Annotated in this window: 16 protein-coding genes and 3 tRNA genes; all 19 read left to right on the forward strand. The window is 68.3% G+C overall.

The annotated features are described in order from the left end of the window. Positions 1 to 87: 87 nt before the first annotated feature. The 19 genes from ACN28F_RS19210 to fusA all read left to right on the forward strand — a co-directional run bounded on the left by ACN28F_RS19210 (position 88) and on the right by fusA (position 18,347). A tRNA-Thr gene (locus tag ACN28F_RS19210) sits at positions 88 to 160 on the forward strand. Positions 161 to 185: 25 nt separating this feature from the next. Beyond that, positions 186 to 258 (forward strand) — tRNA-Met (locus ACN28F_RS19215). Between the two features lie 131 nt (positions 259 to 389). Then, positions 390 to 557: a 50S ribosomal protein L33 gene (gene rpmG, locus ACN28F_RS19220; RefSeq protein ID WP_046567246.1), complete on the forward strand. Its 168-nt coding sequence runs from the start codon at positions 390 to 392 to the stop codon at positions 555 to 557. A gap of 57 nt (positions 558 to 614) precedes the next feature. Beyond that, a complete protein-coding gene (locus tag ACN28F_RS19225; RefSeq protein WP_289209308.1) occupies positions 615 to 1,061 on the forward strand; it encodes a MaoC family dehydratase N-terminal domain-containing protein in 447 nt (148 codons plus the stop codon). Between the two features lies 1 nt (position 1,062). Beyond that, on the forward strand, positions 1,063 to 1,455 hold the full coding sequence (locus ACN28F_RS19230; protein WP_289209309.1) for a MaoC/PaaZ C-terminal domain-containing protein: 393 nt from the start codon (positions 1,063 to 1,065) through the stop codon (positions 1,453 to 1,455). Between the two features lie 168 nt (positions 1,456 to 1,623). Further along, positions 1,624 to 1,696: transfer RNA gene (locus tag ACN28F_RS19235), tRNA-Trp, on the forward strand. Between the two features lie 137 nt (positions 1,697 to 1,833). Beyond that, positions 1,834 to 2,226, forward strand: coding sequence for a preprotein translocase subunit SecE (secE, locus tag ACN28F_RS19240; protein WP_421361450.1), 393 nt, complete (start codon positions 1,834 to 1,836; stop codon positions 2,224 to 2,226). A 21-nt stretch (positions 2,227 to 2,247) separates the two neighbouring features. Next, positions 2,248 to 3,009, forward strand: coding sequence for a transcription termination/antitermination protein NusG (nusG, locus tag ACN28F_RS19245; protein WP_289209310.1), 762 nt, complete (start codon positions 2,248 to 2,250; stop codon positions 3,007 to 3,009). A 200-nt stretch (positions 3,010 to 3,209) separates the two neighbouring features. Continuing rightward, positions 3,210 to 3,641: a 50S ribosomal protein L11 gene (gene rplK / locus ACN28F_RS19250; protein WP_282224050.1), complete on the forward strand. Its 432-nt coding sequence runs from the start codon at positions 3,210 to 3,212 to the stop codon at positions 3,639 to 3,641. Positions 3,642 to 3,771: 130 nt separating this feature from the next. Continuing rightward, the gene (gene rplA / locus ACN28F_RS19255; protein ID WP_289209311.1) at positions 3,772 to 4,488 is read left to right on the forward strand and encodes a 50S ribosomal protein L1; all 717 of its coding nucleotides are present in this window, start codon (positions 3,772 to 3,774) and stop codon (positions 4,486 to 4,488) included. Positions 4,489 to 4,852: 364 nt separating this feature from the next. After that, positions 4,853 to 5,395, forward strand: coding sequence for a 50S ribosomal protein L10 (rplJ, locus tag ACN28F_RS19260; protein WP_289209312.1), 543 nt, complete (start codon positions 4,853 to 4,855; stop codon positions 5,393 to 5,395). 46 nt (positions 5,396 to 5,441) lie between these two features. Further along, positions 5,442 to 5,825: a 50S ribosomal protein L7/L12 gene (rplL, locus tag ACN28F_RS19265; protein ID WP_282224047.1), complete on the forward strand. Its 384-nt coding sequence runs from the start codon at positions 5,442 to 5,444 to the stop codon at positions 5,823 to 5,825. A gap of 623 nt (positions 5,826 to 6,448) precedes the next feature. After that, positions 6,449 to 9,880 (forward strand): DNA-directed RNA polymerase subunit beta, encoded by a 3,432-nt coding sequence (locus tag ACN28F_RS19270; protein WP_289209313.1) that lies wholly within the window; start codon positions 6,449 to 6,451, stop codon positions 9,878 to 9,880. 85 nt (positions 9,881 to 9,965) lie between these two features. After that, positions 9,966 to 13,853 (forward strand): DNA-directed RNA polymerase subunit beta', encoded by a 3,888-nt coding sequence (locus tag ACN28F_RS19275; RefSeq protein ID WP_289209314.1) that lies wholly within the window; start codon positions 9,966 to 9,968, stop codon positions 13,851 to 13,853. Between the two features lie 83 nt (positions 13,854 to 13,936). Then, the gene (locus ACN28F_RS19280) at positions 13,937 to 14,302 is read left to right on the forward strand and encodes a hypothetical protein (protein ID WP_289209315.1); all 366 of its coding nucleotides are present in this window, start codon (positions 13,937 to 13,939) and stop codon (positions 14,300 to 14,302) included. A gap of 150 nt (positions 14,303 to 14,452) precedes the next feature. Further along, on the forward strand, positions 14,453 to 14,881 hold the full coding sequence (locus ACN28F_RS19285; RefSeq protein WP_289210821.1) for a hypothetical protein: 429 nt from the start codon (positions 14,453 to 14,455) through the stop codon (positions 14,879 to 14,881). A 452-nt stretch (positions 14,882 to 15,333) separates the two neighbouring features. Beyond that, positions 15,334 to 15,708 (forward strand): 30S ribosomal protein S12, encoded by a 375-nt coding sequence (gene rpsL / locus ACN28F_RS19290; RefSeq protein WP_014440718.1) that lies wholly within the window; start codon positions 15,334 to 15,336, stop codon positions 15,706 to 15,708. A gap of 1 nt (position 15,709) precedes the next feature. Further along, on the forward strand, positions 15,710 to 16,180 hold the full coding sequence (rpsG, locus tag ACN28F_RS19295) for a 30S ribosomal protein S7 (protein WP_278112081.1): 471 nt from the start codon (positions 15,710 to 15,712) through the stop codon (positions 16,178 to 16,180). 70 nt (positions 16,181 to 16,250) lie between these two features. Next, entirely contained in the window at positions 16,251 to 18,347 is a 2,097-nt protein-coding gene (gene fusA / locus ACN28F_RS19300) for an elongation factor G (RefSeq protein ID WP_289209316.1), read from the forward strand. The last annotated feature ends 87 nt before the right edge of the window (positions 18,348 to 18,434 follow it).

An 18,434-nucleotide genomic window follows, 5' to 3' on the forward strand; every position in this document is an offset into this window, starting at 1 on the left:
GGGTACGGGGGGAGCTGATTTCACCTGGCGGTCGGGTACGTGTACTCTTACCCGTGCGCATCCGCCCCCTGGGGCGGTGTGTGGCAGGCCCCCTTAGCTCAGTCGGCAGAGCGTCTCCATGGTAAGGAGAAGGTCTACGGTTCGATTCCGTAAGGGGGCTCAGTGGGTTCCGTTGGACCCGTCACGGCGGTGTAGCTCAGGTGGTAGAGCAAACGGCTCATAATCGTTGTGTCGCCGGTTCAAGTCCGGCCACCGCTACGGTCGGCTTCCCGGTGAGGCCGGTGCGTGAAGTACAGGGGGCGCCGTTGGCGCCCGCTTTGCATGTCTGCGTTCGCTCCGGCTACGCTGGCACGTTGTAGTTGTTCCGATAGCGAGGAAGGCACCCCGCCGTGGCCAAGGCGACCGACGTCCGTCCGAAGATCACTTTGGCGTGTGTGGAGTGCAAGGAGCGCAACTACATCACGCGGAAGAACCGCCGTAACGACCCGGACCGCATCGAGCTGAAGAAGTTCTGCCCCCGGGACGGCAAGCACACGCTGCACCGCGAGACCCGCTGACCCGGTCCCGTTCGGGCCGCACGTCGTCACGGCGGGTCCACCGGGTAGGTTCTGGCCATGCCCATGGACCCGTCCGTCGTCGGCCGTAGCTATCCGCCCGGCTCCTCCTACCTGGTGGGCCGGGAGAAGATCCGCGAGTTCGCCACCGCTGTCGGTGCCGCCGATCCGATCCATCACGATCCGGCTGCCGGGCGTGCGGCCGGCTATCCGGACGTGGTCGCGCCGCCGACGTTCCCGATCGTGATCACGATGTCGTCCGCCGAGCGGGTCGTTTCCGATCCCGACCTGGGGATGGACTACAGCCGCGTGGTGCACGGCGACCAGCGCTTCCAGTACGTCCGCCCAGTGGTCGCCGGGGACGAACTGGTCTGCACCGACGTGATCGAGGAGGTCATGTCGCGTGGTGGTCACGACTTCCTCACCGTCCGGACCGAGGTGGCGACGGTGGCCGGCGATCCGGTGGTCACCGCGTGGATGAAGCTGGTCGTGCGGGGGGAGAGCTGACATGCAACTGCCGGCACAGCGGTTCACGGTGACCCGGGCCGACCTGGTGCGGTACGCGGGTGCCTCCGGTGACTTCAACCCGATCCACTGGAGCGACCGGTTCGCCACCGGGGTGGGTCTGCCCGGGGTGATCGGCCATGGCATGTTCACCATGGCGTTGGCGGCCCGGGCGGTGGCGACGTGGGCCGGTGGCCCGGACGCGGTGGTCGAGTTCAACGTGCGGTTCACCCGCCCGGTGGTGGTGCCGGACACCGACGACGGCACCGAGATCGAGGTGACCGGGGTGGTCAAGGGTGCCACCGAGGCGGGTCTGACCAGGATCGATGTCACTGCGGTGTGCGCCGGCGAGAAGGTGCTGAGCCAGGCGCGGGCGCTGGTCCGTACCCGGGAATGAGGCCGGTGGTGTGCGGCCGGCGACGGCTCGCGCACCTTGCGGTGCGGTACCGGTTGGGAAAGTGGTCGCTCTACCCGTACACTGGTCCGCCGTGGGGTTCGTGACCCCTGTTCAGTCCTGCATGGGTGGTTCACCAGGCAGGATCGGCCAGGGTTTCCCGACCCGCACAGGGGTGTAGCTCAATTGGCAGAGCAGCGGTCTCCAAAACCGCAGGCTGCAGGTTCAAGTCCTGTCACCCCTGCGCCTAAGGCCTGACCGACCCGGTGGGTCGGCTGCCGTCCCCGTTGGCGGCCGTCCCGCAAGGGGAATGGCCGGCGTGCACGATGCATCACGTGCTTGACCTGGCGCGTGACCCCCACCACCGCGACGGAGGGCGAGATGGCCGAGAGGAACCGGCGTGGCGATGACGCCGCGGACGACCGCCCCGAGGACGAGGCGTTCGACGAGACGTCCGCTACGGACGACGACGTCGATGACGACGAGCCGGTAGCGCGGGGTGGCACGGCCACCCGGTCCAAGGCGAAGGCCGAGTCGGCCGACGGCCGTCCGAAGGCCAGGTCCGAGGCCCGTGTGGGCTTTTTTGGCCGGATCATCCGGTTCATCCGCGAAGTGGTCGCCGAACTGCGTAAGGTCATCTGGCCGACTCGGAAAGAGCTGCTGACCTACACCGCCGTCGTCGTCGTGTTCATCGCGGTCATGCTGACCATCGTGGCCGGGCTGGACTTCGCGTTCGCCAAGGGTGTGCTGTGGGTATTCGGTAACCCCAGCTGAGAGTGACGGAAGTGAGCAAGCGTGCCTGAGTACGACGAGACCGCCGGCGTTACCGACGACCAGTCGACGGTGGCAACGGCGGCGGCTGATGAGTCGGTTGAGGCCGCCAGCGCACCATCGGTCCCCGCCGCCGAGGCGGACGAGCCCGCCGCCGCGGCTGACGAGCCTGCTGTCGAGGCGGACGACGAAGAGTTCGACGCGGTGGCCGAGCTGCGGCAGAAGCTGCGCTACGCCCCGGGCGACTGGTACGTGGTCCACTCCTACGCCGGCTACGAGAACAAGGTCAAGACCAACCTCGAGACCCGGATCAGCAGCCTCGACATGGAGGAGTTCATCTTCCAGGTGGAGGTGCCCACCCGCGAAGAGGTCGAGGTCAAGAACGGCAAGCGCCTCCAGGTGCAGAACAAGGTCTTCCCCGGCTACATCCTGGTCCGGATGGACCTGACGCCGGAGTCGTACTCCTGTGTGCGCAACACCCCGGGGGTCACCGGCTTCGTCGGGGCGACCGACCGGGCCGACCGACCGGCGCCGCTGTCGCTCAACGAGGTGCTCAAGTGGCTGGCCCCGGCGGTCGCCGCCGAGCCGAAGAAGGCCAAGGCCGAGATCAAGGTGCTGGACTTCGAGGTCGGCGACTCGGTCACCGTCACCGACGGCGCGTTCGCCTCGCTGCCGGCCACGATCAGCGAGATCAACGCCGATCAGCAGAAGCTGAAGGTGCTGGTCTCCATCTTCGGCCGGGAGACCCCGGTGGAGCTGAACTTCAACCAGGTCGCCAAGATCTGATCCACCATCGCTGTCCGCCGACGCGGCGACCCGACGTGGGGTTGCCGCGTCGTTTGCGCTACCGTATAACGTCGGCCCCGGGCCGCGCCTGACCGTGCGCGCGTGCCGGGGGTTCGCCAGCCCGCGCCGGAGGGGTTGTCACCTCCGGTGACGTCCAGCAGATCCGGTGCGGACCACCGGATCAAGCCCCAGGAAGTGACATGCCTCCGAAGAAGAAGCTCGTCAAGACGTTCACGCTGCAGTTGCCGGCGGGTCAGGCCACCCCGGCGCCGCCGGTCGGTCCGGCGCTCGGCCAGCACGGCGTGAACATCATGGAGTTCTGCAAGTCCTACAACGCGCAGACCGAATCGCAGCGGGGCGACATCGTTCCGGCTGAGATCAGCGTGTACGAGGACCGGACCTTCACCTTCGTGCTGAAGACCCCGCCGGCGGCCCGGCTGCTGCTCAAGGCCGCCGGTATCCCGAAGGGCTCCGGGGTGCCGCACACCACCAAGGTCGGCTCGGTGACCGGCGCGCAGTTGCGCGAGATCGCCGAGAAGAAGATGGCCGACCTAAACGCCAACAGCGTCGAGCAGGCGGAGAAGATCATCGCCGGGACCGCCCGGTCGATGGGCATCACCGTCAAGGAATGATCCGGCCGACCCGCGCCGACGCGGGTCACCGACGCTGAAACCAGAATCGAACGGCCGGACACCGGCCGTCACCATCGTGGGAGGGTGCGCGCGACGCGCGGCCCGCCAGTGACCACAGGAGCAGAAACACATGCAGCGCAGCAAGAGCTACCGCAAGGCCACCGAGCAGATCGACCGGACGAAGCTGTACACCCCGGCCGAGGCGGTCAAGCTGGCCAAGGAGACGAGCGCCGTCAAGTTCGACGCCACGGTCGAGGTCGCCATGCGCCTCGGCGTCGACCCGCGTAAGGCGGACCAGATGGTGCGCGGCACGGTCAACCTGCCGCACGGCACGGGCAAGACCGCCCGGGTGATCGTCTTCGCCGCCGGCGCGAAGGCGGAGGAGGCCGTCGCGGCCGGTGCCGACGAGGTCGGTACGGATGAGCTGGTCGCCCGGATCCAGGGTGGCTGGCTGGACTTCGACGCGGCGATCGCCACTCCGGACCAGATGGCGAAGATCGGCCGGATCGCGCGGATCCTGGGCCCGCGCGGCCTGATGCCGAACCCGAAGACCGGCACCGTCACGATGGACGTGACCAAGGCCGTCGCCGACATCAAGGGCGGCAAGATCACCTTCCGGGTGGACAAGCACTCCAACCTGCACCTGATCATCGGCAAGGCCTCGTTCGGTGAGGCGCAGCTGATCGACAACTACGCCGCCGTACTGGACGAGGTGCTGCGGGCCAAGCCGTCCGCCGCCAAGGGCAAGTACCTGCGCAAGGTCGTGCTGACCACCACGATGGGCCCCGGCGTGCCGGTGGACCCGAACGTGGTGAAGAACCTCAACGAGGCGACCAGCGAGAGCTGAGCGCCCGCCGGCGTGATCGCCGGGCCGGGCCGACGGGTACGTCGGCCCGGCCCGGCGACTACGACCGGACGGACGGCCGCCCCACCCCGGCGACGTCGATTTGGCCCCGCGTCGGCTGTGCCGTACGCTGGTCGTATCCACACCCAAAGACCGCTGGTCACCGTGCCTCGGCACGGTTGAAGGTCCCGTTTCCACGGGCGGCCCGCGCAGGGGCGGAACGGAAGCCGAGCATCTCCCGTCGATTTCGACGGCTGCCCGCCCCGTGCGCCTCGCGCCGGGGCGTTTTTCGTGGGCGCGGGATCTTCACCGACCGTCCGGCCGTGCGCCGGTCGGTCGCCAGCCCTGAGCACCAGAGAGGAGGGACATGGCGGACAAGCCGGTTCGTGCCGACAAGGCCACTGCGGTCGCCGAGCTGACCGAGCGCTTCCGGGAGTCGGGAGCGGCGGTGCTCACCGAGTACCGTGGTCTCACCGTCGCCCAGCTGACCCAGCTGCGCCGTTCGCTGGGGCAGAGCGCGACCTACTCGGTGGCGAAGAACACCCTGGCCAAGCGGGCCGCGTCGGACGCGGGCATCGACGGACTCGACGAGCTGTTCACCGGTCCTACCGCGCTCACCTTCGTCTCCGGCGACGTGGTGGAGGCTGCCAAGGGCCTGCGCGACTTCGCCAAGGCCAACCCGATGCTCGTCATCAAGGGCGGGGTCTTCGAAGGACGCGCGATCACCGCGGCCGAGGTCACCAAGCTGGCCGACCTCGAGTCCCGTGAGGTGCTGCTGGCCAAGCTGGCCGGCGCCATGAAGGCGAACCTGAGCAAGGCCGCGGCCGTGCTGCAGGCGCCGTTGTCGAAGACCGCCCGCCTGGCGGCAGCGCTGCAGGACAAGCGCGAATCCGAGGGTACGCCGGCCTGACCGGCCCGTGCCCTCCTAACGTCACCACACCGAAAGGAAGCCGACCATGGCGAAGCTCAGCACCGACGAGCTGCTCGACGCGTTCAAGGAGATGACGCTGATCGAGCTCTCGGAGTTCGTGAAGCAGTTCGAGGAGACCTTCGAGGTCACCGCCGCCGCTCCGGTCGCCGTCGCGGCCGCCGGCCCGGCCGCCGCCGCGGCGGAAGCCGAGCCGGAGAAGGACGAGTTCGACGTCATCCTCGAGGCTGACGGCGGCAAGAAGATCCAGGTCATCAAGGTCGTGCGTGAGCTGACCGGGCTGGGCCTCAAGGAGGCCAAGGACCTGGTCGAGGCCGCGCCGAAGCCGGTCCTGGAGAAGGCCAACAAGGAGGCCGCCGACAAGGCCAAGGCCAAGCTGGAGGCGGAAGGCGCCAAGGTCACCCTCAAGTGACCTGACCCACACCGGGCCACGGGACGGGCGGCGATCCTCAGCGAGGGTCGCCGCCCGTCTCCGTTCGCACACCGGGTGCGACTGCCCAATGATCAGGGAATTTCACCTTTTGGGTGGGCGCGGTGGTCGATGGCTGCCTGGCAACCCGCTGGGGGAAAGGTGATCTGCCGGTACGACAGGCCTTGACGCGGCCGGTGACGGCAGGCACGCTGACTACTGCAGGACTGATCCTTCAGGTGTCGCATCGGGCCCGGTGTGCCGAGGCGGTTGACGGATCCAGGCTTGCGACGGCCAAAGCTGGGTAATGGCACCAGCGGCGGGCCGCCGGCTCCGGGTGATCCGGGGATCGGCGTCCCGTTGTCCGCCAGCCCCACGAGGCCCCGTGGGAAAGCGCCGCGTTCCGAGCGGTCCGGGAGGCGTCCGAGACGACGCCCCGGCCGGCTCCGCGACGTTCCTTCGGGGTCGGGCTGGACAGCGGTTAGCCGCTCGGCTACACTGCTAGTTTGCGCTGCCTTCCGACTTGCCTCGCGCCCGGAATGTCCGATCCTGGATATTTTGACCGAGGTTCCTTGGAGTGCGCGCGAAACAGCCGTCTGCAGCACCGGTCCTCGGAAGGACGCATCTTGGCAGCTTCCCGCCCTGCGAAGACCAGTCGTACGTCGAGCGCTTTCGCTCCTCGCCGAATCTCATTCGGCCGGATCACCGAACACCTCGAGGTCCCCAACCTTCTCTCCATCCAGACCGAATCCTTCGACTGGCTGGTGGGCAACGAGGCTTGGCAGGGCCGGTCGGCTGACGACCCGCACGCACGATCAGGCCTCGCGGAGATTCTCGACGAGATCAGTCCCATTGAGGACTTTTCCGGCACTATGTCGCTTTCCTTCTCCAGCCCGCGCTTCGACGAGGTCAAGGCCTCGATCGAGGAGTGCAAGGAGAAGGATCTGACCTACTGCGCACCGCTCTTCGTGACCGCGGAGTTCACCAACAACACCACTGGCGAGATCAAGAGCCAGACGGTGTTCATGGGTGACTTCCCGATGATGACGCCGAAGGGCACCTTCATCATCAACGGCACCGAGCGCGTCGTGGTCAGTCAGCTCGTCCGCTCGCCGGGCGTGTACTTCGACAAGCAGCCGGACAAGACCTCCGACCGCGATCTGTCCAGCGTCAAGGTGATCCCGAGCCGGGGTGCCTGGCTGGAGTTCGACATCGACAAGCGCGACACCGTCGGTGTCCGCATCGACCGTAAGCGGCGCCAGGCCGTGACCGTCCTGCTCAAGGCCATCGGTTGGTCCGCCGACCGGATCCGTGAGCGGTTCGGCTGGTCCGAGCTGATGATGACCACCCTGGAAAAGGACCACATCGCCGGGGTGGACGAGGCGCTGCTCGACATCTACCGCAAGCTGCGCCCTGGCGAGCCGCCGACCCGCGAGAACGCGCAGACCCTGCTCGACAACCTCTTCTTCAACCCGAAGCGGTACGACGTCGCCAAGGTCGGCCGGTACAAGTTCAACAAGAAGCTCGAGCTGGACGTCCCGATCAACAAGGGGACGCTGACCGAGGACGACATCGTCGCCACCGTCGAGTACCTCTGCCGGCTGCACGCCGGTGAGGAGGGCTACGAGGCCGACGACATCGACCACTTCGGCAACCGGCGGCTGCGTACCGTCGGCGAGCTGATCCAGAACCAGGTACGGGTCGGCCTGTCCCGGATGGAGCGGGTCGTCCGCGAGCGGATGACCACCCAGGACGTCGAGGCGATCACGCCGCAGACCCTGATCAACATCCGCCCGGTGGTGGCGGCGATCAAGGAGTTCTTCGGTACGTCGCAGCTGTCCCAGTTCATGGACCAGACCAACCCGCTCGCCGGGTTGACCCACCGCCGGCGGCTCAGCGCCCTCGGCCCGGGTGGTCTGTCCCGGGAGCGGGCCGGCTTCGAGGTCCGCGACGTGCACCCGTCGCACTACGGCCGGATGTGCCCGATCGAGACCCCGGAAGGGCCGAACATCGGTCTGATCGGGGCGTTGTCCACCTTCGGGCGGGTCAACCCGTTCGGCTTCATCGAGACGCCGTACCGCAAGGTCGTCGACGGCCGGGTCACCGACCAGATCGACTACCTGACCGCCGACGAGGAGGACCGCTTCGTCAAGGCGCAGGCCAACGCGCCGCTGATGGCCGACGGCACCTTCGCCGAGGACCGCGTCCTGGTCCGACGCAAGGGCGGTGAGGTCGACTTCGTCACGCCGGCCGCCGTCGACTACATGGACGTCTCACCGCGGCAGATGGTCTCCGTGGCCACCGCGATGATCCCGTTCCTGGAGCACGACGACGCCAACCGGGCCCTGATGGGCGCGAACATGCAGCGTCAGGCGGTTCCGCTGGTCAAGGCGGAGTCCCCGCTGGTCGGCACCGGCATGGAGTACCGCGCGGCGGTCGACGCCGGCGACGTGGTGCTGGCCGAGGCCGGCGGCGTGGTCGAGGACCTCTGCGCCGACTACGTCACGGTGCACCAGGACGACGGCCACCGCCGGACCTACCTGCTGCACAAGTTCCGCCGTTCCAACGCCGGCTCCTGCGTCAACCAGAAGCCGACCGTCTTCGAGGGCGACCGGGTCGAGGCCGGCCAGGTCATCGCGGACGGCCCGTGCACCGACGAAGGCGAGATGGCCCTCGGCCGTAACCTGCTCGTGGCGTTCATGCCGTGGGAGGGCTACAACTACGAGGACGCGATCATCCTGTCCCAGCGGCTGGTGCAGCAGGACGTGCTCACCTCGATCCACATCGAGGAGCACGAGGTCGACGCCCGGGACACCAAGCTCGGCCCGGAGGAGATCACCCGCGACATCCCGAACGTCAGCGAGGAGATGCTCGCCGACCTCGACGAGCGCGGCATCATCCGGATCGGTGCCGAGGTCGTCCCCGGCGACATCCTGGTCGGCAAGGTCACCCCGAAGGGCGAGACCGAGCTGACCCCGGAGGAGCGGCTGCTGCGGGCGATCTTCGGTGAGAAGGCCCGGGAGGTCCGGGACACCTCGCTGAAGGTGCCGCACGGTGAGACCGGCACGGTGATCGGCGTACGGACCTTCTCCCGCGACGACGGCGACGAGTTGCCGCCGGGCGTCAACGAGCTGGTCCGGGTCTACGTCGCCCAGAAGCGGAAGATCCAGGACGGCGACAAGCTCGCCGGCCGGCACGGCAACAAGGGTGTCATCTCCAAGATCCTGCCGGTGGAGGACATGCCGTTCCTCTCCGACGGTACGCCGGTCGACATCGTGCTCAACCCGCTCGGTGTGCCGGGCCGGATGAACATCGGTCAGATCCTGGAGACCCACCTCGGTTGGGTGGCCAAGACCGGTTGGAAGGTCGAGGGCGACGACGCCGAGTGGAAGGCCGCGCTGCGGGCCATCGGGTCCGACGAGGCCGAGCCGGACACCAACGTCGCGACCCCGGTCTTCGACGGTGTCCGCGAGGAGGAGATCACCGGCCTGCTCGGCAGCACCCTGCCGAACCGTGACGGTGTGCAGTTGATCGGCAACTCCGGCAAGGCCCAGCTGTTCGACGGGCGCTCCGGGGAGCCGTTGCCGGACGCGATCGCGGTCGGCTACATCTACATCCTCAAGCTCAACCACCTGGTCGACGACAAGATCCACGCGCGGTCGACCGGCCCGTACTCGATGATCACCCAGCAGCCGCTCGGCGGTAAGGCCCAGTTCGGTGGCCAGCGCTTCGGTGAGATGGAGTGCTGGGCGATGCAGGCGTACGGCGCCGCCTACGCCCTGCAGGAACTGCTGACCATCAAGTCCGACGACGTCCTGGGCCGGGTCAAGGTCTACGAGGCGATCGTCAAGGGCGAGAACATCCCCGAGCCGGGCATCCCCGAGTCGTTCAAGGTGCTGCTCAAGGAGCTGCAGTCGCTGTGCCTCAACGTCGAGGTGCTCTCCAGCGACGGCGTGGCCCTGGAGATGCGCGAGACCGACGACGAGGTGTTCCGGGCGGCGGAGGAACTCGGTATCGACCTGTCCCGGCGGGAGCCGAGCTCGGTCGAGGAAGTCTGAGGTGCGGTCGGCGGCCCTGTCGCGACAGGGCCGCCGACCTGCCCACGAACCAGCAGTAGAGACGACGACATAGGGGACACGTAACGTGCTCGACGTCAACTTCTTCGACGAGTTGCGCATCGGTCTCGCCACCGCCGACGACATCCGTCAGTGGTCCCACGGCGAGGTCAAGAAGCCCGAGACGATCAACTACCGCACCCTGAAGCCGGAAAAGGACGGGCTCTTCTGCGAGAAGATCTTCGGTCCGCAGCGGGACTGGGAGTGCTACTGCGGCAAGTACAAGCGGGTCCGCTTCAAGGGCATCATCTGTGAGCGCTGCGGCGTCGAGGTGACCCGCTCCAAGGTCCGTCGTGAGCGGATGGGGCACATCGAGCTCGCCGCGCCGGTCACCCACATCTGGTACTTCAAGGGCGTCCCGAGCCGGCTCGGCTACCTGCTGGACCTGGCTCCCAAGGACCTCGAGAAGATCATCTACTTCGCGTCGTACGTGATCACCGGGGTGGACGCCGAGGCGCGCCACCGCGACATGTCGACGATCGAGAACGAGATCTTCGCCGAGAAGCGCCAGTCGGAGAACAGCCGCGACTCGGAGATCGAGAAGCGGGCCGCCAAGCTGGAGGCCGACCTGGCCGAGCTGGAGGCCGAGGGCGCCAAGGCCGACGTTCGCCGCAAGGTCAAGGAGTCCGGCGAGCGCGAGATGCGCCAGATCCGGGACCGGGCGCAGCGGGAGATCGACCGGCTCGACGAGGTGCTCGACACCTTCCGCAAGCTGGAGCCGAAGCAGCTGGTCACCGACGAGCTGCTCTACCGCGAGCTGCGGGACCGGTTCGACCCGTACTTCACCGGTGGCATGGGCGCCGAGGCGATCAAGACCCTGCTGCACAACATGGATCTGGACGCCGAGGCCGACAACCTGCGCGAGATCATCCGCAGCGGCAAGGGCCAGCGCAAGATCCGCGCGCTCAAGCGGCTCAAGGTGGTCGCCGCGTTCCTCAGCACCCGCAACTCGCCGCAGGGCATGGTGCTCGACTGCGTACCGGTGATCCCGCCGGACCTGCGCCCGATGGTGCAGCTCGACGGTGGCCGGTTCGCGACCAGCGACCTCAACGACCTGTACCGCCGGGTGATCAACCGGAACAACCGGTTGAAGCGGCTGATCGACCTCGGCGCACCCGAGATCATCGTCAACAACGAGAAGCGGATGCTGCAGGAGGCCGTCGACGCGCTGTTCGACAACGGCCGCCGCGGCCGGCCGGTCACCGGCCCGGGTAACCGTCCGCTGAAGTCGCTGTCCGACATGCTCAAGGGCAAGCAGGGCCGGTTCCGGCAGAACCTGCTCGGCAAGCGGGTCGACTACTCCGGCCGGTCGGTCATCGTCGTCGGCCCCAAGCTCAAGCTGCACCAGTGCGGTCTGCCCAAGCAGATGGCGTTGGAGCTGTTCAAGCCGTTCGTGATGAAGCGTCTGGTTGATCTCAACCACGCGCAGAACATCAAGTCGGCCAAGCGGATGGTCGAGCGGCAGCGGCCGGTCGTGTGGGACGTGCTCGAAGAGGTCATCTCCGAGCACCCGGTGCTGCTCAACCGGGCACCGACCCTGCACCGCCTCGGCATCCAGGCGTTCGAGCCGCAGCTGGTCGAGGGCAAGGCGATCCAGATCCACCCGCTGGTCTGCACCGCCTTCAACGCCGACTTCGACGGTGACCAGATGGCGGTGCACGTACCGCTGTCGGCCGAGGCGCAGGCCGAGGCCCGGATCCTGATGCTGTCGTCGAACAACATCCTCAAGCCGTCCGACGGCAAGCCGGTGACCATGCCCACCCAGGACATGATCATCGGGCTGTACCACCTGACCCACCGGACCGAGGGGCTGCTCGGCGAAGGCCGGGTGTTCAGCTCCGACGCCGAGGCGCGGATGGCCTTCGACAACGGCGAGCTGCACCTGCAGTCGCCGGTGCGGATCCGGCTGCGCGGCGTCGTCGACGTCGACAACGGGGCCGGCGCGGCGCGGTGGACCGCTCCGGAGCAGTGGCAGCCGGGTGAGCCGCTGATCGTCGACACCACCCTGGGCCGGGTGCTGTTCAACGAGGTCATGCCGGTCGGCTACCGCTTCGTCAACTACGAGGTCCGCAAGAGCCAGCTGTCGGCGATCGTCAACGACCTGGCCGAGCGGTTCCCGAAGGTCGCCCTCGCGGCGACCCTCGACGGGCTCAAGGAGGCCGGCTACCACTGGGCCACCTGGTCCGGGGTGACGATCGGCATGCAGGACGTCATCGCACCGCCGCACAAGCAGGAGACCCTGGAGCGGTACGAGAAGGAAGCCGACCGGATCGACAAGCAGTACCAGCGTGGTCTGATGACCGGCGAAGAGCGGCGCGGTGAGCTGATCGAGATCTGGACCAAGGCGACCAACGAGATCGCCAAGGACCTGGAGACGGCGCTGCCCCAGGAGAACCCGCTGTGGAAGATGATCCACTCGGGCGCCCGAGGCAACCTGCTGCAGCTGCGGCAGATCGCCGCGATCCGTGGCCTGGTGGCCAACCCGAAGGGCGAGATCATCCCGCGGCCGATCAAGTCGAGCTACCGGGAAGGTCTGTCCGTGCTGGAGTACTTCATCTCCACGCACGGTGCCCGTAAGGGTCTGGCCGACACGGCGCTGCGGACCGCCGACTCGGGTTACCTGACCCGTCGTCTGGTCGACGTCTCGCAGGACGTCATCATCCGCGAGGAGGACTGCGGCACCGACCGGGCGATCACCATGCAGGTCGGTGAGCGCCTCGACGGCAAGCTGATGGTGCACGAGTTCGCGGAGACCGGCGTACACGCCCGAACCCTCGCGGAGGACATCAAGGGCGCCGACGGCGAGGTCGTGGTCGAGCGCGGCGCGGACCTCAACTCGATCCTGGTCGACAAGCTGGTCGCCGCCGGGGTCGAGATGGTCCGGGTACGCAGCGTGCTCACCTGCGAGTCGAAGCTCGGTGTCTGCGGTGCCTGCTACGGCCGGTCGCTGCCGACCGGCAAGACCGTGGACATCGGCGAGGCGGTCGGCATCATCGCCGCCCAGTCGATCGGTGAGCCGGGCACCCAGCTGACGATGCGGACCTTCCACACCGGTGGTGTCGCGGGTGAGGACATCACCCAGGGTCTGCCCCGGGTGCAGGAGATCTTCGAGGCGCGGGTGCCCAAGGGCAAGGCGCCGATCGCCGACACCCCGGGCCGGGTGCGGATCGAGGACGGCGAGCGGTCCCGGAAGATCATCGTGGTGCCGGACGACGGCAGCGACGAGATCACCTACGACAAGATCTCCAAGCGGGTCCGGCTGCGGGTGCACGACGGGGACCACGTCACCGTCGGCGAGAAGCTGACCGAGGGCACCATCGACCCGCACGAGCTGCTGCGGATCCTCGGCCCCCGGGCGGTGCAGGTCCACCTGACCCAGGAGGTCCAGGAGGTCTACCGCTCGCAGGGTGTGCTGATCCACGACAAGCACATCGAGATCATCATCCGGCAGATGCTCAAGCGGGTGACGGTCATCGACTCCGGCGGCACCGAGCTGCTACCGGGCGTGCTGGTGGACCGGGCGGTGTTCGAGTCGGAGAACCGTCGACTCGTCGCCGAGGGCGGCGAGCCCGCCGCCGGCCGGCCGATGCTGATGGGTATCACCAAGGCGTCGCTGGCCACCGACTCCTGGCTCTCGGCGGCCTCCTTCCAGGAGACCACCCGGGTGCTGACCGACGCGGCGATCAACGCGCGCAGCGACTCGCTGATCGGCCTCAAGGAGAACGTGATCATCGGAAAGCTCATCCCGGCGGGTACCGGCATCAGCAAGTACCGCAACGTCCGGGTCGAGCCGACCGAGGAAGCGAAGGCCAAGGTCTACTCGATGACCGGGTACCCGGAGACCGACTACGGGTTCGGGCCGGCCAGTGGGCAGGCTGTCCCGCTGGACGACTTCGACTTCGGTTCCTACCGCTGACCACCGGTCCGGTACAGCTGTGACGGCGCCTGTCCCACCGCGAGCGCGGCGGGGCAGGCGCCGTCAGCTTGTAGGCTGACACCGTGCAGGCGACCCCGGTGCCCTCGGCCACGTATCCGAGACCCCGGCATCCGGCGGATCCGGATCCGGTCCGGTCCAGCAAGGCGACGGCGGTCTTCGCGCTCGGGCTGATCGCCGCGATCACCGGTCTGCTGGTCGGCGGGGCGGTGCCCGCCACCGTGGCGCTGCTGCTGGGTCGGCAGGCGCGCCGTGAGGCGTACGACTCGCGGGGTTACCTGACCGGAGCGATCTGGCTGCGGCGCGGTGAGCGCCTGGCCTGGACGGGCCTGTTCCTCGCCGGCGCGGTACTGACCCTGGCGCTGGTGCTCGGCATCTTCACCTGGGCGACCGGTCCGGTCGGCCAGGACTTCGCCCCCGGGGTCGACTGACCGACGATCCACCGGCCCGGGTCGACCGGGGCGGTGACGGACCCCGCCGGCGGCGACCGACCGGCGACGGACGAGGAGGACGATCAGGTGACCCAGTTCCCGGGCTACCCGGCCGCGGGGCCGGCGGGCGGTCCGCCCGTCGCCGGGCCGATGGCGCCGCCACCGCCGCCGGAGGGTCGGCTGCGACCGCGCCGGGTCGATCCGGTCCCCGGTACGGAGTACGGCCTGGTCCACCTGGAGGTGGCGCCGGTGGTGTCCGGGCTGGCGGTCGCCGCGTTGATCGCCGGGGTGGTCTCGGTGCTGGTGTCGTTCGCGGTCGGCTGCCTCGGGGCAGGCGGTGCCGACAGCGGTTGGGGCGGCTGGGTGGCCGGTGCGTTCACCTTGCTCAGCGGCTCCTTCGGGGTCGCGGCGGTGACGCTGGGCATCCTCGGGTTGCGTCAGGTCCGCCGGGTCGCGCCGCCGCCGGCCGTCCGGTTCACCGGGCGTGGGGTGGCGGTCGCCGGGATCAGCTGCGGGGCCGTCGGGCTGGTCATCACCCTGCTCGGGCTGGTGCTGACCATGCTGCTGGCGCTCGTCTGACCGCAGCGGTGCCGGACGCCGGGCCGCCAGCCGGGTCCCGATGGGCCTGGTGCGGGGGCAAGGTCCGGGCCGGCCGGCCGACGGACTGGCGAGCCGGTACACTGGGTCACTGGAGTCGTCCGCCGCAGGCGGGCAGGTGGTGGCGGCTGACGCGACCGCTGCGGAAGCCGTTTTGACCTGCGCGTGTGGGGTGGGTACTCTTTCCTCTCGTGCCCGGCGTGACCGGGCAAGTCGTGCGTGCGCTCGACCTGGCCAGCGGCCATCGAGTGACGTCACGACGGATGCAGATCCCGGTGGGTGACAGTAGCGTGCCGGGTCCGCGTGCGGGCGACACGCCCGACCGCGGGTGCCGGGGCCCCAGCCGGGGCGGCCGGTCGGAATGTAGGAGAGCCGTCCACGGGCGGCTGAGGAACAGTGCGGCCGCCTGCGGCCGGAGGGAGCAAAGAAACCCGGTGCCAACGATCCAGCAGCTGGTCCGAAAGGGCCGCCAGGCGAAGACGAGCAAGACCAAGACGCCAGCGTTGAAGGGCAGCCCTCAGCGTCGTGGCGTGTGCACCCGCGTGTACACCACCACCCCCAAGAAGCCGAACTCCGCACTGCGCAAGGTCGCCCGGGTGAAGCTCAGCAGCCAGATCGAGGTCACCGCCTACATCCCCGGCGTCGGCCACAACCTGCAGGAACACTCGATCGTGCTGGTGCGTGGCGGCCGGGTGAAGGACCTGCCGGGCGTCCGCTACAAGATCGTCCGCGGTTCGCTGGACACCCAGGGTGTCCGCAACCGCAAGCAGGCTCGCAGCCGCTACGGCGCGAAGAAGGAGAAGAGCTGACATGCCGCGTAAGGGCCCAGCACCGCGTCGGCCACTGGTCGCGGACCCGGTGTACAACTCCCCGCTGGTCACCCAGCTGGTGAACAAGATCCTCCTGCGTGGCAAGCGTCAGCTCGCCGAGCGCATCGTCTACGGCGCCCTGGAGGGCTGCCGGGAGAAGTCCGGCACCGACCCGGTCGTCACGCTCAAGCGCGCCATGGACAACGTCAAGCCCACCCTGGAGGTGCGCAGCCGCCGGGTCGGTGGCGCGACCTACCAGGTGCCGGTCGAGGTCCGCCCGTCGCGGGCGACCACCCTGGGGCTGCGCTGGCTGGTCCAGTACTCGAAGGCCCGCCGGGAGAAGACCATGATCGAGCGCCTGATGAACGAGCTGCTGGACGCGAGCAACGGTCTGGGCGCCGCGGTCAAGCGTCGCGAGGACACCCACAAGATGGCGGAGTCCAACAAGGCCTTCGCGCACTACCGCTGGTAAGCGGCAGCTGTCATGCCTCCCGGCACAGCCGCGCAGACACAGTCGACGACGAGACGAAGTAGGGATTGAAGTGGCCGCCGCAGACGCGCTCGCCAAGGTTCGCAACATCGGCATCATGGCGCACATCGATGCCGGTAAGACCACGACCACTGAGCGGATCCTGTTCTACACCGGTATCACGTACAAGATCGGTGAGGTCCACGAGGGCGCTGCCGTCATGGACTGGATGGAGCAGGAGCAGGAGCGGGGGATCACCATCACCTCCGCCGCCACCAAGTGTGAGTGGAAGGGCCACACCATCCAGATCATCGACACGCCCGGCCACGTCGACTTCACGGTCGAGGTCGAGCGGTCGCTGCGCGTGCTCGACGGCGCGGTGGCGGTCTACGACGGCGTTGCCGGCGTGGAGCCGCAGACCGAGAACGTCTGGCGGCAGGCGGACAAGTACAAGGTCCCCCGGATGTGCTTCGTCAACAAGCTCGACCGGACCGGGGCCGACTTCTTCCGCTGCGTGCAGATGATGGTGGACCGGCTCAACGCCACCCCGCTGGTGCTGCAGATCCCGATCGGCCTGGAAGGCGACCACATCGGTGTCGTCGACCTGGTCGAGATGCGTGCGCTGACCTGGCGCGGGGAGACCCAGAAGGGCGAGGACTACGCGATCGAGGAGATCCCGGCCGACCTCGCCGACGCCGCCGCCGAGTGGCGCGAGAAGCTGGTGGAGACCCTCGCCGACGTCGACGACGCCATCATGGAGAAGTACCTCGAAGGTGAGGAACTCTCCGTCGCCGAGATCAAGGCCGCCATCCGGCGGGCCACCCTCGCCGACAAGGGCAACCCGGTGCTGTGCGGTTCGGCCTTCAAGAACAAGGGCGTGCAGCCGATGCTGGACGCCGTCGTCGACTACCTGCCGTCGCCGCTGGACATCCCGGCGATCGAGGGCACCGCGACCGACGGCGAGACCCCGATGCTGCGTAAGCCGTCGCCGAGCGAGCCGTTCTCCGGTCTGGCCTTCAAGATCCAGACCGACCGGCACCTCGGCAAGCTGACCTACGTACGGGTCTACTCCGGCAAGCTGGAGTCCGGGTCCCAGGTGGTGAACTCCACCAAGGACCGCAAGGAGCGGATCGGCAAGATCTACCAGATGCACGCGAACAAGCGTGAGGAGCGGCCGGCCGCGGTCGCCGGTGACATCATCGCCGTGCAGGGCCTGAAGCAGACCACCACCGGGGACACCCTGTGTGACCCGGCGAACCCGGTCATCCTGGAGTCGATGACGTTCCCGGAGCCGGTCATCGAGGTGGCGATCGAGCCCAAGACCAAGGCCGACCAGGAGAAGCTCAGCACCGCGATCCAGCGGCTGGCCGAGGAGGACCCGACCTTCCGCGTCAAGAACGACGAGGAGACCGGGCAGACGGTCATCGCCGGCATGGGCGAGCTGCACCTGGACATCCTGGTCGACCGGATGCGCCGCGAGTTCAACGTCGAGGCGAACATCGGCAAGCCGCAGGTGGCGTACCGGGAGACCATCCGCCGCAAGGTGGAGAAGGTCGAGTACACCCACAAGAAGCAGACCGGTGGGTCCGGCCAGTACGCCCGGGTGATCATCAGCCTGGAGCCGCTGCCGCTGGACAACGAGGCGCCGACGTACGAGTTCGCCAACGCGGTCACCGGTGGCCGGGTGCCGCGGGAGTTCATCCCGTCGGTCGACGCCGGTGCCCAGGACGCCATGCAGTACGGCATCCTCGCCGGCTACCCGCTGGTCGGGGTCAAGCTGACCCTGGTCGACGGGCAGTACCACGAGGTGGACTCGTCCGAGATGGCGTTCAAGATCGCCGGTTCGATGGCGCTCAAGGAGGCCGCCCGCCGGGCGGACCCGGCGCTGCTCGAGCCGATGATGGCCGTTGAAGTCACCACTCCCGAGGAGAACATGGGTGACGTCATCGGCGACCTCAACTCCCGGCGTGGCATCATCCAGGCGATGGAGGAGCGCGGCGGAGCCCGCGTCGTCCGGGCCCTGGTGCCGCTGTCGGAGATGTTCGGCTACGTCGGCGACCTGCGGTCGAAGACCCAGGGCCGGGCGAGCTACAGCATGCAGTTCGACTCCTACGCCGAAGTGCCGCAGAGCGTGGCGAAGGAGATCATCGCGAAGGCGACGGGCGAGTAACGGTCCGGGGGAGCGTCGCTTCCCCGGCCCGTCTCGGGCGAGCTGCGTACCGGGCCTGAAGGCGTGACCGCCGCAAGACCCAAGCAC

This window comes from Solwaraspora sp. WMMA2101 (assembly GCF_049179175.1).
Classification (GTDB): Bacteria; Actinomycetota; Actinomycetes; order Mycobacteriales; family Micromonosporaceae; genus Micromonospora_E.

Coding starts and splice junctions, on each gene's coding strand:
- ACN28F_RS19225 (WP_289209308.1), top strand. CDS start 615: ATGCCCATGGACCCGTCCGTCGTCGGCCGTAGCTATCCGCCCGGCTCC.
- rplL (WP_282224047.1), top strand. CDS start 5,442: ATGGCGAAGCTCAGCACCGACGAGCTGCTCGACGCGTTCAAGGAGATG.
- rplJ (WP_289209312.1), top strand. CDS start 4,853: ATGGCGGACAAGCCGGTTCGTGCCGACAAGGCCACTGCGGTCGCCGAG.
- ACN28F_RS19230 (WP_289209309.1), top strand. CDS start 1,063: ATGCAACTGCCGGCACAGCGGTTCACGGTGACCCGGGCCGACCTGGTG.
- rpsG (WP_278112081.1), top strand. CDS start 15,710: ATGCCGCGTAAGGGCCCAGCACCGCGTCGGCCACTGGTCGCGGACCCG.
- rplK (WP_282224050.1), top strand. CDS start 3,210: ATGCCTCCGAAGAAGAAGCTCGTCAAGACGTTCACGCTGCAGTTGCCG.
- secE (WP_421361450.1), top strand. CDS start 1,834: ATGGCCGAGAGGAACCGGCGTGGCGATGACGCCGCGGACGACCGCCCC.
- rplA (WP_289209311.1), top strand. CDS start 3,772: ATGCAGCGCAGCAAGAGCTACCGCAAGGCCACCGAGCAGATCGACCGG.
- ACN28F_RS19285 (WP_289210821.1), top strand. CDS start 14,453: ATGGCGCCGCCACCGCCGCCGGAGGGTCGGCTGCGACCGCGCCGGGTC.